The organism is Clostridium sp. (genome assembly GCF_050717515.1).
Lineage (GTDB): Bacteria > Bacillota > Clostridia > Clostridiales > Clostridiaceae > Clostridium_AD.
Genome location: NZ_JBOITL010000041.1, coordinates 43,790 through 60,102, shown reverse-complemented (window position 1 = coordinate 60,102; position 16,313 = coordinate 43,790). Strand labels below are relative to the sequence as shown.

General features: G+C 30.1%; 19 protein-coding genes and 1 pseudogene. 14 read left to right on the top strand and 6 right to left on the bottom strand.

Annotation, left to right across the window (positions count from 1 at the left end):
• Window positions 1–266 (top strand): transposase (locus ACREV6_RS24325; protein WP_431580631.1); only part of this gene is annotated, 266 nt, incomplete at its 5' end.
• A 439-nt stretch (window positions 267–705) separates the two neighbouring features.
• Here ACREV6_RS24325 and ACREV6_RS24320 read toward each other — a convergent pair.
• Complete coding sequence (locus tag ACREV6_RS24320) at window positions 706–1,521, bottom strand: class I SAM-dependent methyltransferase (protein WP_431580630.1); 816 nt, start codon at window positions 1,519–1,521, stop codon at window positions 706–708.
• A gap of 42 nt (window positions 1,522–1,563) precedes the next feature.
• Window positions 1,564–2,124: an amidohydrolase family protein gene (locus tag ACREV6_RS24315; RefSeq protein WP_431580629.1), complete on the bottom strand. Its 561-nt coding sequence runs from the start codon at window positions 2,122–2,124 to the stop codon at window positions 1,564–1,566.
• Window positions 2,125–2,372: 248 nt separating this feature from the next.
• Here ACREV6_RS24315 and ACREV6_RS24310 point away from each other — a divergent pair, with 248 nt between their 5' ends.
• The gene (locus ACREV6_RS24310; protein ID WP_431580628.1) at window positions 2,373–3,668 is read left to right on the top strand and encodes a helix-turn-helix domain-containing protein; all 1,296 of its coding nucleotides are present in this window, start codon (window positions 2,373–2,375) and stop codon (window positions 3,666–3,668) included.
• A 129-nt stretch (window positions 3,669–3,797) separates the two neighbouring features.
• On the opposite strand, the gene ACREV6_RS24305 is transcribed toward ACREV6_RS24310, so the two are convergent.
• The 4 genes from ACREV6_RS24305 to ACREV6_RS24290 form a co-directional block, all read right to left on the bottom strand.
• Window positions 3,798–4,139, bottom strand: coding sequence for a hypothetical protein (locus ACREV6_RS24305; protein ID WP_431580627.1), 342 nt, complete (start codon window positions 4,137–4,139; stop codon window positions 3,798–3,800).
• Window positions 4,140–4,209: 70 nt separating this feature from the next.
• The gene (locus ACREV6_RS24300) at window positions 4,210–4,458 is read right to left on the bottom strand and encodes a hypothetical protein (protein WP_431580626.1); all 249 of its coding nucleotides are present in this window, start codon (window positions 4,456–4,458) and stop codon (window positions 4,210–4,212) included.
• Window positions 4,459–4,497: 39 nt separating this feature from the next.
• Complete coding sequence (locus ACREV6_RS24295; protein WP_431580625.1) at window positions 4,498–5,001, bottom strand: hypothetical protein; 504 nt, start codon at window positions 4,999–5,001, stop codon at window positions 4,498–4,500.
• 192 nt (window positions 5,002–5,193) lie between these two features.
• Window positions 5,194–5,523, bottom strand: coding sequence for a hypothetical protein (locus ACREV6_RS24290; protein ID WP_431580624.1), 330 nt, complete (start codon window positions 5,521–5,523; stop codon window positions 5,194–5,196).
• Window positions 5,524–5,908: 385 nt separating this feature from the next.
• Between ACREV6_RS24290 and ACREV6_RS24285 the strand changes: the two genes are divergently transcribed.
• The 12 genes and pseudogenes from ACREV6_RS24285 to ACREV6_RS24230 all read left to right on the top strand — a co-directional run bounded on the left by ACREV6_RS24285 (window position 5,909) and on the right by ACREV6_RS24230 (window position 16,140).
• Window positions 5,909–6,544 (top strand): serine hydrolase domain-containing protein, encoded by a 636-nt coding sequence (locus tag ACREV6_RS24285; protein WP_431580623.1) that lies wholly within the window; start codon window positions 5,909–5,911, stop codon window positions 6,542–6,544.
• On the top strand, window positions 6,523–6,954 hold the full coding sequence (locus ACREV6_RS24280) for a response regulator transcription factor (RefSeq protein ID WP_431580633.1): 432 nt from the start codon (window positions 6,523–6,525) through the stop codon (window positions 6,952–6,954). Before ACREV6_RS24285 ends, ACREV6_RS24280 begins: the two co-directional genes overlap by 22 nt.
• Window positions 6,912–7,061 carry a winged helix-turn-helix domain-containing protein gene (locus ACREV6_RS24275; protein WP_431580622.1) on the top strand — a complete coding sequence of 50 codons (150 nt, stop codon included), beginning with the start codon at window positions 6,912–6,914 and terminating at the stop codon, window positions 7,059–7,061. The genes ACREV6_RS24280 and ACREV6_RS24275 overlap by 43 nt, the downstream gene beginning before the upstream one ends.
• A 13-nt stretch (window positions 7,062–7,074) precedes the next feature.
• Window positions 7,075–7,794, top strand: coding sequence for a HAMP domain-containing protein (locus tag ACREV6_RS24270; protein ID WP_431580621.1), 720 nt, complete (start codon window positions 7,075–7,077; stop codon window positions 7,792–7,794).
• 36 nt (window positions 7,795–7,830) lie between these two features.
• Window positions 7,831–8,088: an ATP-binding protein gene (locus tag ACREV6_RS24265; RefSeq protein WP_431580632.1), complete on the top strand. Its 258-nt coding sequence runs from the start codon at window positions 7,831–7,833 to the stop codon at window positions 8,086–8,088.
• A gap of 280 nt (window positions 8,089–8,368) precedes the next feature.
• Window positions 8,369–8,485 (top strand): annotated as a pseudogene (locus tag ACREV6_RS24260) (DNA-binding response regulator); the annotation flags it as partial.
• Between the two features lie 121 nt (window positions 8,486–8,606).
• Window positions 8,607–10,373, top strand: a complete 1,767-nt coding sequence (locus ACREV6_RS24255; RefSeq protein ID WP_431580620.1) for a sensor histidine kinase — start codon at window positions 8,607–8,609, stop codon at window positions 10,371–10,373.
• Window positions 10,373–11,131, top strand: coding sequence for a response regulator transcription factor (locus ACREV6_RS24250; protein ID WP_431580619.1), 759 nt, complete (start codon window positions 10,373–10,375; stop codon window positions 11,129–11,131). The genes ACREV6_RS24255 and ACREV6_RS24250 overlap by 1 nt, the downstream gene beginning before the upstream one ends.
• A gap of 179 nt (window positions 11,132–11,310) precedes the next feature.
• Window positions 11,311–12,351, top strand: coding sequence for a BMP family ABC transporter substrate-binding protein (locus ACREV6_RS24245; protein WP_431580618.1), 1,041 nt, complete (start codon window positions 11,311–11,313; stop codon window positions 12,349–12,351).
• Between the two features lie 29 nt (window positions 12,352–12,380).
• On the top strand, window positions 12,381–13,682 hold the full coding sequence (locus ACREV6_RS24240) for a pyrimidine-nucleoside phosphorylase (RefSeq protein ID WP_431580617.1): 1,302 nt from the start codon (window positions 12,381–12,383) through the stop codon (window positions 13,680–13,682).
• 19 nt (window positions 13,683–13,701) lie between these two features.
• On the top strand, window positions 13,702–14,901 hold the full coding sequence (locus tag ACREV6_RS24235; protein WP_431580616.1) for a phosphopentomutase: 1,200 nt from the start codon (window positions 13,702–13,704) through the stop codon (window positions 14,899–14,901).
• A 36-nt stretch (window positions 14,902–14,937) separates the two neighbouring features.
• On the top strand, window positions 14,938–16,140 hold the full coding sequence (locus ACREV6_RS24230) for a NupC/NupG family nucleoside CNT transporter (protein ID WP_431580615.1): 1,203 nt from the start codon (window positions 14,938–14,940) through the stop codon (window positions 16,138–16,140).
• The last annotated feature ends 173 nt before the right edge of the window (window positions 16,141–16,313 follow it).

Here is a 16,313-nt window from a genome sequence, read left to right as displayed (position 1 = left end):
ATAATTGGAACAATTTATCAACATACTTTGATTATCCACCAGAGATAAGAAAGATAATATATACAACTAATGCATTGGAGGGATTTAACAGGCAACTCAGGAAGTTTACAAAGACTAAAACTGTGTTCCCTACAGATGATTCCTTAAGAAAGTCGTTATACCTAGCAACCTTAGAAATTATGAAAAAATGGACTTCACCTGCTCAAAATTGGTCCAGCTCATTAGCACAACTAACAATTATGTTTGAAGATAGGATTGAAGCATAATTAAAAATTAAAAATTTATTTTTTTATATTTTAATGTATAATTTAAAACTTTTTACAAATAATATAATAATATCCACACTACCCCAGTATTAGTATTGCCCTAAAAATAAAAAATTAGTACAGGAGTAAATTCCCATACTAATTTCTAGTTAGATATATACTTCTAAAGTCATTTACACAAATCTATAAACATTCTCGAAAAAATTGCAAAGTATTATTATATATCGGGTTAGCACCAACATTTACACGTTATCTATACTACATCACATAGAAATGACTTAGACGATCGATTTTAATGTTGTTTATATTTGAAAATGAGGGAGTCAGATTTGCTATTTGTATGAGAGCTGTTATGTATGGTTATAGCAATATGAACCTTTACTGTAATGCCTCCATAAAACTATGGAGGCTAGCCTTTGTCATAAACCTTTCCTACATGTCATATTTTTTTAGTTATGTACAAAGAAAATTTAAACAACCCGTTAACATATCCTCCATGATTATTTATAATTTCTTCAATTTCACTATCCATCTTTTCAATGATTTTATCATCTAATCCATCAAGAATAGAAGCAAATGCTGGCACTGATTTAATTACCTTTAAATACTGACTCGGATTATTTCTCACTTCTTGTGTATATTCTACTTTTTCAATTAAATCAAACAAACCAGATGCTTCTATCTCTGTTTTTCTTTCATCATTGTTTGATATTCTATCATGTGCACACCTTTCAGGTTTTCTCTTCGCAGTAAAGTATTTAGAAACGTATTTTTCAATAATAATTTCAACCTTTTCTTCTATTTCTTTTGTTGCAGGTAATTTATCATCACATGGATTATACCAAAACAAAACAAGATAGCCATTATCCTTTAAAAGTTCATGGCATTTTTTATATTTAATATTTTTGTCTATCCAGTGAAATGCTTGAGCAGAATAAATCATGTCATATTTTTGATTATTGGGGCAATTCCATTCCTCAAAAGATACTACATCCACTGAGACATCTGGATAGGCAGTGCACTTATCTTTTAATATTTCTGCCATATCTTCCCCTAATTCTATTGCTTGAACTCTAAATCCTTTATCTGCAAATTGTATAGTTGCTTTTCCAGTTCCTGCACCAATTTCAAGTAATCTATCATTCAATTTTAAATCAGCTTTTGAGATTACATCTTGAATTAATCTTTCTGGATAAGAGGGTCTTATCTCTTCATATGTACCCGCAATCCCTTTATATGGTTCTATTTTCTTCATTATGATTACCCCACTTTAATATTATTACGCAATAAAATAGCGTTACGACACAAATAATTTATTTAATGAGAGTCCATTTTCTCTTATTTCATTTAGTTCTGTAGAATTAAAAACCCCAGCATTATAAAGGTTAAAAAACTCCTGAGAAACACTTTGATCAAAAATAAGCATATCATCAGTATTTATAGTTACTTTAATACCATTATCATATAGTTTTTTAATAGGGTGAACTTTATAACTTTCTACTCTACTAAGTAAAATATTACTTGTCGGACATACATTAAGCTGTATTTTATTATCACATAAACATCTCATAACACTCTGAGAATTTGCGGCAGCTATTCCATGCTGTACTTGGTCAAGTTCTAATTCTCCTACAGCCTCTCTAACTAATTCTGCAGTTCCAAATTCACCCACGTGTGCTTTCAAAATTAATCCTTTTGCTTTAGCTTTTCTAAAAATCTGTTTAAAAGTAGGAATGGTAAATTCATCTCCATACATGTCAATAGATTTAAAATAATCCTGAGCTAAAAATTGTTCTAACCCTTCATTCATTTCATCTAGATCATTACTTTCTAATGCTTTAATAAATTTTTCTTTCATATAACACACCTCGATATTAATTTGTAATAAAAAATAAATTAGACATAATTTAAATTTTTTGTGCTAGAAACAGTACACATAGATATTGTCTTACTTAATTCTATAAGTTAATTGTATTAGAAAAATATTACAATAGCAAAACATTATTATTGAAAAATAAGTTAAATAAATCTTATCTAAGTGTTACTATATATATATAGTATGACTATTTTAAGTCATATACATTAAATTTTAGGGGCATGGTGTTTATGGATAACTTTGTTTACATATTTAGTAATAAATTTGAATACGACTTTTTATCAGCTTGGATTAAATACAATAGGATTAAAGAAGGTATTAGTCAAGAAGCTTTAGCCCATGGAATATGTTCTGCCAGCCATTTAAGTTATTTCGAAAATGGTAAAAAGAAACTTAGAAGTGAGTTAATAGAGGCCTTATTAAAAAAGCTAAAAATAACTAATATAACAGGTAGAAAGGATATTGGGTTAATCCGTCAAAAATTTCATGCATTGATGTTTCAAGTAGAAAGTTTTGACTATGAATCAGCTGAAATCACTTATAATGAGTTGTCTACTTTGGAACCTCTCCTACGTAATTCACCTTATAATATAGAATTTAATATTTACTCTCTAATGTACAATATTTTAGTTGAAAGAAAAAGTTATAACGAACTGGAAGCAGCTATTAATATTCTTGATAAAGTTTACAGCAGTTTACACCCAGATCTTCAATATATATATATGTTAGTTACAGGAAGATTTCTCTATGAATATATAAGCCAAACTGAAGGCATCAGAAGACTTGAGAAAGCTTACGAAATCAAGGAAACTCCATGGATTAATTATCGCTTGGGTGTGGCTTATTGTCTAAACTGGCAACATTTAAAAGGCATTATTTACCTAGAGAAGGCATTAAATAGTTATTCACTTTCAGGACGATACAGGAATACCCTACAGTGTCAAAGCTTTTTAGGGTCAAGTTATATCTTTTTAAAAATGTACAAACAGGCAGAATTTCATTTAACGTCTGTAGCTAATGGTTCTGATTATTTTACTTTAGATAAAAATATATTTGGTGTATATACTAACCTGGCTAAACTATATTTGGATATGGGTAAGTATGATAAAGCTATTGCATATTGCCAGCTTGCTATGAATCCATTAAATTCATGGGAAACTGATAAACGTTGGATAAAATCTGCATGGCATGCAAGTGAACAACCAATACTTGGTGCTTGTATCTACATAGAAATCCATAAAAAATTAAATGATGTTTTCAATTATAAAGAAATATTTGATGAATTCTTAACTGATTACTATAAAAATTCCGTATATTACAATTATCTTTATTGTCTATCTTTAAGTGTTTTTAATTTAAATGAAGATATATTTTATAATGAAGTAACTAATACTATATTGCCATTTTACAGAGATAATGGATATTTAGACATTCATTATAAAATAACACTTTTACTAATAAAACATCTAGAAAGTAAGAGGAAATACAAAGCTGCAAATAACTTATACCGAGAGTTATTATGTTAAACCTGATTATATAATATGAAAAATGAAGTGCGACGTAAAAAGAACGTAAAATTCAATTGAATTTTACGTTCTTTTCTACAGTTGTGACTCACTCTGACCATAGATTATTCTCATTTTGCGAGGTTCTGTTTATAGGCCACCAAATATGTATGATAGAACACTTGAATTTCTAAGTATAAACACTATAAGTAATGTCAACATAAAAATTCGTAACCATTGTTTTTTATTCATTGGTAAAATTAGAAATAATATGATAGCAGAAAAAATATCAAATCCCAAAGTAAATGTAAACATATAAAAAAAAGGATAACCTTGTGAAACTAACAAGCCAATGGGCATTGAGGCACATAACGCTGCAATCCATCCATTTCCTCTGCTAAACCATACTATATAGGCTGCTATTGGCGATGCTAACGCTATTCCACTCCAACGGATAAAGTAATAAGTGGGGAAAAAGCCAAACAACTTCATTGAATAGATATAATATGTCAACAACATGCCGCTAAAAAATGCAAAAACCTTTATGGCTCCAATTCTCGGGTTATTGCTCCACGCAACTATTATTGTAGCCAACAGAACCCATATACCTAAAATTGGTAGTTATGTTGCTGACAGTCGGCCAAATGCTTCTCATTAGGCTGTTTGATGGAATTGTATCGCTATATTTGGATATAAAACCAAGAAGCATTCCTAATGCAAAGATTAATAGCACTTTTAAAATTATCTGTTTTATTGTTAATGGAGCGTATTGTTCTTCTCTTATTTTGTTCAAAGCTTCTTTTATAGACAAATATTATGACCTCCTTGTTCATCACTACATAAATAATCCTTACTTAACCCCAATATTAAGTATCAATTCACTTTCTACCTCAGAAGTATTAATATCCACATATTTCAGCACAAGCTTCTCACTACCCATAGATTTAGCTTTAAATAAAAGGTTTTGTCGCCTATTTGAATCACCCTTTAAAGAAGTAAACTTAAAGTCATATGGCTCTATAAAATTATCTCCGTTATACTCTAGATTTTTAATGTATTTAGCCTGTTCTACTTCCCATTTACATGGCCTAGTAATATTAGCAGAAAGTGACACTAAAAATTCAGTATCTTTTGGTACAAGCAAATTAAGGTTTTTATTTTCGTTTAATTTATACTGTTCAAACATTGTGAGAGGTGTCTGAAATTTTATAATATAAACTGCTTGCGAATTATACTTATGATTTTTCAAAATAGCATTACTCTTTCCCATATAGATCACTGTTTTGGAATTAAAATATAGTATATATAAAAACAATAAAACTACTATAAACACTAAAGGGAGTTTTTTTTTCATAATTTCATCCTCCTAAAGTTCTTATTTTGAGGAAATAAACTTTATTATTTATAATACTGGAAGCTTAAATCTAATTAGTATAATCATTGTTTTCACCTATATCAGTAATTCGCTTTATATCTAATGATATGGGTTTACTTGTGTCGACATATATGAAAGATGTGAACTAAAATCAATATCCTCTAATCTTAATTAAGGCATAATACCAAAGCCAATAATAGTTAATATAGATAGTATAGTTAAAACTATATTTCCTCCAAATCCTACTTTAGATAAAATTCTAATGATTTTATTTTCTGGTGTTCTTAAAGATTTAATGGAACCCATTCCTAATGCCCAGTATATAAAAAATAGAAGCATAGCCAAGTTACTTGAAGCTATTATTGGTAAAAGTTCAGAATCGCTTATCCTTAATCCTGATACCCAAGCAAATATACTAAAGCTTAATAATAAACATGATAAAATAACTAAAATACTTCTAATAAGTTTAATAAGTTTGTTAATAATAAAACCTCCAAACATTTATAGTTTTCTTTTTTAGTTGTTGCATAGTAAATTACGAGCACGACATATTGATTTAGTTAATCATACTATAATTGCCATAATTTATATATATAAATTAAGATGGGTTTTATAAAAAAACTATTTACTATAATAAATGTGCACACAATAAATGTCGTGAAATATTAATTATATTTTTATATATAAACTTTAGTTTTTCGTAAGAAAAAAGTTAAATTTAAAAATTTGTTTTGTTATAAAATCTAACTATAGAATAATTAAGGAGTTGGAATTTATGAAAATGAAAGCAAAAAAAATTATGGTAATATTATTAAGTACTATATTGATAAGCTAAGGGTTACATAGTAATAGTTTTGGAAAGGAAATAGAGAAGAAACATTTAGAGGTGAATAACAGTCAGAATTTACAGCGATTCACAGATGTTTTTTTAAAGAAAAATATGGGGAAGTATTCAATCCCAGGAGCAGCTATAGATATTGTTAAGGATGGCAAAGAAGTGTTTAAAAGGAGATATGGATATAGTAATATTGAAGGAAAGATACCAGTAGATCCAGATAAAACTGTTTTCCCAGCAGCATCAGTAAGCAAAATGTTTACTGCAACAGCTATTATGCAATTGTATGATATTGCAACCAATTCATTAAATCCACTTCCGTTTAACTTTGAAGAAGAGTTTTTAAATAAATTTTATCCTGCTATTAATAATAAATTTAATGAAATAAAGAAGAATCTATCTAAGGATTTCAGTAAATATGAAGGAACATATAGAAGCTATGATGGAATAGCAAAAAGTAATATTATGAAGATTGGTTTTTTATTTAATCCTTCAATGGATATGAAAATTAAAGATAACAAAGATGGTACATTAACACTTAATGAATATACGTCTGCTAAAGAGGAAATCAATACAACTCTTGTTGAAAAGGAAGAAGGAGAATTTGTAAGGGCAGATGGACGAGGAGATTTTGCATTTAAAATAAATGATAATGGTAAAGTAATATCCCTGAGGTTGATGGTATAGAAATTTGCAGAATCATTAGGAATTCTTCCCTTGTACCTATAATAATGCTCTCTGCTAAAAGCGGAGATATAGATAAAATTTTATCCTTAGGAGTGGGTGCCGATGATTATATTACTAAGCCATTTTCACCCATGGAGGTAGTTGCTAGAATTAAAGCTCATCTCAGGAGATATAAAACCTTCTCAACTCCATCAAATAATATTTCCGAGAAAAAGGACTTTGGTCAGCTTACTATAGATAGTAAAAGCTATAAAGTGACTTACATGGATAAAGAAATTCATTTTACTTCCAGGGAATTTGAGATAATAGATTTCTTATCTCAGTACCCATCTCAAGTATTTTCAAAGGAACAACTCTATGATAATGTTTGGGGATTAAGTGGATTTGGGGAGCTAAATACCATACCATAGCTGTTTATATAAAAAGAATTCGTGAAAAACTTTCTTCATACAATCTAAATTATATTAAAACCGTTTGGGGAGTTGGCTATAAGTGGGAAGAGGATTTAGATAAATAAAAGAGGTATAGATTTGAAATTTAAGGTTTTCACATTATCAATAATTATATTAAGTACCTTTGTTATTATATATTCAGCTGCTCTCATATATAGTAAAAATGAGTTTTATCCTACGGCAAACAAAGGTAGGCTCTTAACAAATTCTGCAAAAATAAATATTGAACAAGCTTTAGCAAAAAATGGTTTTACCAATGAGATAAAATCTCAATATTCTTTTACTGTTATAGACTTAGGTGGGAGAGTTTTGTCATCATCTATTACGAAATATAAAAAAGATATGGTAATTAATTTAAAGGACTTTATAGAATATGATAATAAAGCTTCTCCAGAGGAACCTGGACTTGTCAAATATTCTACTCCACTAATTATAAATAATACACAAATTGGAACAGCAATTTTTTTGATTTCTAAGGCGGATTTTTTTAATGTTTTACCGATTGCTTCAACCTTATTAAATATACTTCCTATGATTATCTCATTGATTATAATAATTATAATAGCAATTTCTATATATGTTTTTTCTGAAAACGATATTTTAGCTCCTTTAACTGAACTTCATAAAAGTGCGCGTAGAATTTTAAAAGGGGATTTTTCTTATAAAACCCAGTATGATTATGATAGCGAGATAGGTAGCTTTTGTCACGATTTTGAGGCTATGAGGGATGAACTGAAGCTTTCAAAGGAAAAGGAAATAGCGATAAAGATAAAGAGGGCATTGATAATTATTGCTTAGTAATATTAAACAGGGTAAAGAAAAGAACAGGGAGCAATTTCTATATATTTTGAAGATGGAGATAACTATATTCATGTATATGTGAAGGATGCAGGGATAGGCATTTCTTCTGCTGATATACCCTATATTTTCAATAAATTCTATAGAGGAGAAAAGAGCAGAAATCAAAATATTGCAGGCTCTGGTCTCGGTCTTTCAATATCTAAATATATAGTCGAGGCTCATGGGGGTTATATTGAGTGTATTGAATCATCTTCAGATGGGACGATTATGTGTTTTACACTGCCGATATAGGAAACATACTTTTAGAAAACTTGAGTGTTCTGAGTATTTAACCATGGTGGATTTCAGCCACCATGGTTCGCCTCCACCATTGAAACCCACGACAGTACAGAAATATATTGTCCTGGGTTTTTATATTTAAGGAAGATGACTATCTTTTGTTTCTGGAATGAAAGATGGTATAATAACAATATCTCAAGAAAAAAAATTGTATAACAGATAAAGGAATAAATTAGAATGGGTTAGGGCATTGAAATGAATAATACATATAAATTATTGATAATTGAAGATTGTGGTTCTTATGGATATTAGCCTTCCAATTTGTGATGGCTTTTATTGGTGTAAAAATATAAGAGAAATATCTAAAACACCAATCATATTTGTATCTTCAAGGGATAGTAATATTAAAAGTTATTGTTTAATATAAGATTTTTATAATAGTCATACAAAATAAAATAATAAGGCATCTTGAAAAATAGACAAGCATCTTGACTTGTTATTTTTTTTGAGATTTATAAAGGGAAAATAATATGAAAATGAACAGAAAGAGCATAATATTTAAGCTGTTTTGTATACTGTTTACTTTGCTACTATCAATTTATATCACAGTTGGAATATGGACTATTAAGGATACTAATAAGATAGTTAAAAAGGAAATGTACCTTATGAATAGTCAGGTACTTGGGGGGATAGGAAATAATATCTTAATTTTATTATCCAATGTAGAAACAATAATGGATGACATTGCTGTTAACAACAAATTAATAGATATATTATCAATTCCTAATGACACTATACTTAAAGATAAAAAAAGTACTACATCTATGAATTCATACGTACAAGGGTTATTAATAGATAAGGTTTTTAGTTATTCTAAGTTCAATATGAAACCTGAACTTTATGTCATAGGGAAAAATGGACTAACATATAGCACATATTCTAAAACAAAGTATGATATTAAGGGTATAGAAAATGATCAGTGGTATAAGGACATAATTAATTCCAAAGAGAATACAGTACTTATTAACACTTATAAAGATGAGGACGGAATAGGACCCTATAAATATATATTTAAAATGGGTAGACCTATAAAGGATCTTATTACTGGAGAGGTTTTAGGGGTTTTAATTATAGATATAAGTGAAAAGATGTTATACGATAGGTATCGTGAAAGTTTAAGTGATGGCAGGTATATTTGTATAGTTGATGGCAATGGAAAGGTAATATCTAGTAAGGATAAACGATCTATAGGTGAATATTATGAAGATGCTATAGATAAAGATAGAGGGAATAATATTATTTTAAGAGATAATATAGAGTTTATGAAAATAAGCTCAGATATAAATGAAGATGGATGGAGAATAATAGAGGAACTACCTCTAAAGGTTATAAGGCAGCCAGCTATGCAAATAACTAAAAGACTACTAATAGTATTACTAATATTAATTATACTGTCTATTGGAGTTAGCTATAAACTTTCGTTTTGGATAACAAAGCCAATTCTTAATATAAAAAATAAGATGAAGGAAGTTAAGGATGGTAACTTAAAAATAGAGATAAAGGATAAAAGAGATGATGAAATAGGTGAGCTTTATGATGCTTTTAATAGTATGGTAAATAAGTTAGATTATTATATAGATGAAATCAAGAGGGAAGAGAAGGAAAAGAGAATGGCGGAACTTAGTTTCCTTCAGGCTCAAATAAATCCACATTTTCTCTACAATACTTTGAGTAGCATAAGATTTTTAATTTCTATGAATAAGAATGAAGAAGCAGAAGAAATGGTTTATAGAGTTACAAAGCTCCTTAGGGCACTTTTACCTAAGGCAAATGAGTTTATAACATTAAAAGAAGAAATGCACAATATTAAAAACTATGTGGAGTTACAAAAAATGGGATACCCTGGTAAGTTCACTTTTAGTTGTGATATTGAAGAAGAAATAAATAATTACAAAGTTCCATCATTTATATTACAACCTATTGTAGAAAATGCAATTATATATAGCATGGAAAAAGAAAATAATGTGGGGGCTATAAGTGTAGTGGCTTATAGAAGCCATGATTGTATAAGAATTGTGGTAAAGGATAATGGAATAGGTATGTCTGAAAGTAAAATAGATGAGGTACTAAAAAAAGAAAGGGTACTTAAAAAAAAGGGATCAGTAAATAGAGTAGGCGTCATTAATGTTCATGAGAGGATAGTACTAAGTTATGGATTAAATTATGGATTAAGTATAAATAGTATTGAAGGAAAAGGGACAAAAGTGATTTTTGTATTGCCAAGAAAGGAGGAGTAATGATGTTAAACATATTAGTAATTGAGGATGAAGCACCAATAAGAGAGTGGATTGTATATACTATTTCAAATTTATCTAAGAATTATAATGTAGTAGCTGCATCAAATGGAAAAGAGGGATACTTGCTTGCACTGAAGCTAAAACCAGATGTGATTTTCACAGATATAGGCATGCCTATAATGGATGGACTAGAGTTTACTAGAGAAATAAAGAAGGTAATGAATGATGTAGTAGTTATCTTATTAACTAACTTTGAAGAGTTTTCATATGCAAAAAAAGCTATTAGCTATGGAGTTTATGAATATCTTATAAAATCAGATATAAGGACCAAGGATATAAGCGAATTGCTAGTAAAATTGGACAAGAGTATTGAAGGTACTTCTAGTGGAGGCGCTTGTATTGAGGTTGTAGATATAAATAAATGTGAAGAAAAAATAGGAAATAAATATTCAAAAACAATTAACAGCGCTATGGATTATATATATGAGAATTATAAGGAGCATATTTCACTGGGGGATATCTCAAGGCACGTATACATATCACACGAGTATTTTTCAAGATTGTTTAAGGAAGAGGTAGGAGAAAACTTTAGTACATATCTTACAAATTATAGAATGAAAAAGGCTGAGTACCTTTTAAAGAATACTGATAAGAAGATAGCTGAAATAGCTAGTGAGGTAGGATATGTTAATACAGGGTATTTTTCTAAAAGTTACAAAAAATACAAAGATGTTTCTCCAGAAGATGATAGGTACTAATAATAGATATATCAATATAATTTTAAAATGTCAATATTGTTCAACAGAAAATCAAAATCCTTGTAAAGGTTATCAAAAAACTTCATTTAAAATAATCTCAATGTTTAATATACTATAAGTGTTGCAGGGGACAAGTTTAAAAATACCTGCTCGCCTATGAAGCGTCATAGGAGGAAATAATGAAAAAAAGCAAAAGAGTAGTTTCAATTCTTATATTATTGTGTTTAGTTATATCAATGACAACAGGCTGTTTTAAGACCAAAGGTAAGAGCGAGAAAATAGCAATCATTTTTAGTTCTGTTGGTTTAGGGGACAAGTCCTATAACGATTTGTGCTATGAAGGTGTACTAAAGGCACAAGAGGAACTAGGAATAGAATTTGATTACTGTGAACCTAAATCATCCAAGGAGTATGAAGCTGTAATTAGGAAATGTGCAGAAAATGAAGAGTATGTTCTAATAATTACAGTTGATTCAGAACAAGTAGATGGTGTAGAAAAGGTATCTAAAGATTTTCCAAAGCAAAAATTTATAACATGTGATTCAAGAGTTACGCTACCTAACGTGGTTTCTATATATGAAAAATGGACAGAACAAGTTTTCTTAAATGGTTCCATAGCAGGCCTTTCAATGTTAAGTGGCATGGATAAGGTTTCGAAAAAAAATGTTGCGGGCGTAATACTTGGCATAGAGAGTAGTCAACTTAGAGAAGCGGCTGTGGCGTTTGAGGCAGGAGTCAAATATGTAAATCCAAATGCAAAAGTTATATCCGCAGTTGTTAATGATTTTTCATCATACTCAAAGACAAAAGAACTATCATTACTCTTATATGGCAAGGGAGCAAGCTTCATACAGCACTTAGCAGGTTCAGCTGGTCTTGGAGTATTTGCAGCAGCAAATGAAGCTGATAAATATGCTTTTGGTGTTGATGGAAATCAGAATTTATATGACCCTAATCACATTGTGGCAACAGCAAGAAGAGATATTGATAATATATTATTTAAGGAAATTAAAGATATGAAATCCGGAAATTTTAATCCTGGGGTTCATGAATATGATATGAAGGAAGATGTACTTCGTGGAGCTAGAGAAGGATCTAATGTAGTGTTATCTGAAGAAATAATACAAAGAGTAGAAAACATAAAAAGTAAAATTATTAATAAAAAAATTATTATCCCATCAACTGCAAACGAGCTAGAGAGGTGGGAAATTAAAAAATAATAAGTATAAATAAAGGGAGAGATTTTAAAATGAGAATGTATGATATTATCAAAAATAAGAGAGATCATAAGGAATTATCTAAAGAGGAAATTGATTTTTTTATCGAAAATTATGTTAGCGGAGAAGTAACCGATTACCAAGCTTCAGCTTTACTAATGGCAATATATTTAAATGGGTTTACAGATATAGAAACATCAAATCTTACTATGGCAATGGTTAATTCAGGAGATGTAATAGACCTTACAATGATAGATGGAATTAAGCTTGATAAACATAGTACTGGCGGGGTTGGAGATAAGACTTCTCTTATATTAATACCAATGGTAGCAGCAGCGGGTGGTAAGGTTGCCAAATTATCAGGAAGAGGACTTGGACATACTGGTGGAACTTTAGACAAATTAGAATCTATTCCAGGTTTTAATATAGAGGTAGATGAAGATAAGTTTAAAGAATTAGTTAAAAATGCAGGACTTGTAATAGCAGGTCAAACTCAAAATCTTGTGCCAGCAGATAAAAAGATTTATGCTTTAAGAGATGTAACGGCTACGGTTGACAGCATACCTCTTATAGCAGCAAGTATTATGAGCAAAAAAATAGCTTCAGGATCAGATGCAATTCTTTTAGATGTTAAGTACGGTGAAGGAGCATTTATGAAGACCGCAGAAGATGCAGAAAAATTAGCAAGGGCTATGGTTAATATAGGTGAAAGTTTAGGACGTAATACCTCCGCGGCAATTACATTAATGGGAGAACCTTTAGGATACTCAGTAGGTAATGCACTTGAAATTCAAGAAGTTATTGAAGTGTTAAGTGGTAGAGGTCCAGATGATTTAAGAGAGTTATGTCTAGAACTTGGAGCTCAGATGCTTAAACTGGGGAATATAGAAAATGATGTTCAAAAAGGAAAAAAACTGCTTAAAGAATTATTAGCTAACGGAAAAGCTCTTTCAAAATTAAGAGAATTAGTTGTAAATCAAGGTGGAGATCCAAGTGTTATAGATGATCCAAAGAAATTTACCATATCACCACTTAAGCATGAAGTTAAGTCACCTAAAGAAGGATATGTATTTGATTTAAACGCAGAAAAAGTGGGTATATCATCATTAATTACTGGAGCAGGAAGAGAGACAAAGGCTGATGATATAGATCATGGTGCAGGAATTGTTTTAAAAATAAAAATGGGAAGTTATGTTAAAAAAGGCGATGTACTTGCTACATTATATTCTAGTAAGGAAGACTTGTTTGCAAAAGCAGAAGTGATTTTATTAGAAGCATATGATATTCAAGGTAAGAAACCAAATAAAGTATCAATAATTAATAAAATCATATAAGAGTAAGGAGATTTATAGTATGAGTAAATATAAAAGAGTATTTTTAATAGTTTTAGATTCAGTTGGTATTGGTGAATTAGATGATGCAAAGGAGTACGGAGATCAAGGAGCTAATACTATTTGCAATATAGCTAATAAAACAGGAGGACTTACTTTAAGAAATCTTCAAAAATTAGGAATTGGGAATATTGCATCAATTAAGGGTGTAGATAAAAATCAAAAACCATTAGGATATTTCACCAAGTCAAAGGAAGTATCTAATGGTAAGGATACAATAACAGGCCACTGGGAAATGGTAGGATTACATACGCAAAAACCATTTAAAACCTTCACTGAAACAGGATTCCCCAAAGAGTTAATAGCTGAACTCCAAGAGAAAACAGGTCATAAGTTTATTGGAAATATGTCTGCTTCAGGAACAGAAATACTAAAAGATTTAGGAGGAGAACATTTAAAAACTAAAAGCTTGATTTTATATACATCTGCAGATAGTGTTCTTCAAATTGCAGCTAACGAAGAAATAATACCTTTAGAAGAATTATATAGAGTTTGTACTATTGCCAGAGAAATTACATTAAAAGAAGAATATAGGGTTTGTAGAATAATAGCTAGACCATTTATAGGAACTAATAAGGATAACTTTAAACGTACTTCAAATAGAAAGGATTTAGCTTTAGAGCCACCAAATAAAACAATTTTAGATGGAATATCAGAAATGGGGTTGGATGTTGTAGCACTAGGTAAAATCGGGGATATATTTTCTTATAAAGGAATTACTCACAGTGAAAAAACTAAGAGTAATGATGATGGTATTTTAAAAACTATTGAAATAGCTCGTAGCAATTTATATGAGGGATTAATATTCTTAAATTTAGTGGATTTCGATTCTTTGTATGGTCATAGAAGAGATGTTGAAGGGTATAAGACAGCATTAGAAGAATTTGATATTCGTTTAGGTGAGTTAATGGATGAACTTAATTCCGATGATCTTCTAATAATAACAGCAGATCATGGAAATGATCCAACTTTACCTGGTACTGATCATACAAGAGAACATGTGCCGGTTCTTATTTACAGTCCTTCACTTAAGGAATCAGGAGAGCTACCAGTACTTAAAAGTATGGCAGATATGGGCATAAGTATTTTAGATAATTTCAATGATACTAATAAAGAATATAACCTTGAACTTGGGGAAAGTTTCATGAGTTTAATAAAATAATCTAAAGATAAGTGTTAAAAAGTGGAGGGGTAGTTTATGATAATAATAAGAAACTTATTGGGAATTGTAATATTATTTGGTGTTTTATATCTAATATCAAATAATAAGGCCAATATTAATAAAAAACTGATTGCTAAAGCATTTGTTATACAAGTTGTAGTGGCGTTATTATTAGTTAAAGTTCCATTGGGAAAAATAGTTATACAAAATGTATCAGATGGGGTTAGTAATGTCTTAAACTATGGCAGCCAGGGGTTAAACTTTGTATTTGGATCATTAGCAAACGGCAGTGCACCAACAGGTATGATATTTGGTATACAAGTATTAGGTAACATAATATTTGTATCAGCATTGGTTTCAGCTTTGTTTTATCTAGGAATTTTAGGGTTTGTAGTTAAAATAATAGGTGGAGCAATAGGGAAGGTTATTGGGACAAGCAAAGTAGAAAGTTTTGTGGCAGTAGCGAATATGTTTTTAGGGCAAACAGATTCACCATTACTTGTAAGCAAGTATTTACCTAAAATGACTGAAAGTGAAATAATGTTAGTGCTTATATCAGGTATGGGTAGTATGTCTGTTAGTGTAATAATGGGATATGTTGGTCTTGGAATACCTATGGAATATCTTTTAATTGGTAGTACATTAGTGCCCCTGGGAAGTATAATTATCTCTAAAATGTTGATTCCAGAGGTAGAAGTAGCCAGTGGAATAGATAATTTGAAAATAGATAACAAGGGTGATAATGAAAACTTAATATCAGCTATTTCAGAAGGAGCATCTGCAGGACTTAATATGGCTCTCGGAATTGGTGCAGTTCTTATAGCAATAGTAGCACTAGTTGCAATGCTTAATGGGTTTCTTGGAATGTTTGGAGTATCACTGGAAGGAATACTGGGATATGCATTTGCACCAATAGGTTATTTAATGGGTGTTCCAAATGATAAAGTATTACTTGCAGGGCAATTACTCGGAAGTAAGATGGCATTAAATGAGTTTGTAGCATTTGGACAACTTGGTAAAGTAATAAGCACCTTAGATTATAGAACAGGACTTATGCTTTCAGTATCATTAGCAGGTTTTGCAAATATATCAAGTATGGGAATCTGTGTATCAGGAATATCAGTATTCTGTCCAGATAAGAGAGGACAACTATCAAAACTTGCTTTTAGAGGAATGATAGGTGGTTTCTGTGTAAGTGTATTAAGTGCATTAATTGTAGGTATAATTATTGCAATTTAGATAAAATTACTTTTTATTTATATAATTCACTTCTTTCAATGGATAGTGATATAGTTAGGTAGGCTTCTCCTCTACATAAGAAAATTTAAAAATTTATGCAATAGAAGACCCTTGATTTTAAGGGTTTTCATTGTTTTTTGGGTGAAAATGAAAGGGTTTCAAGCTAAACTACT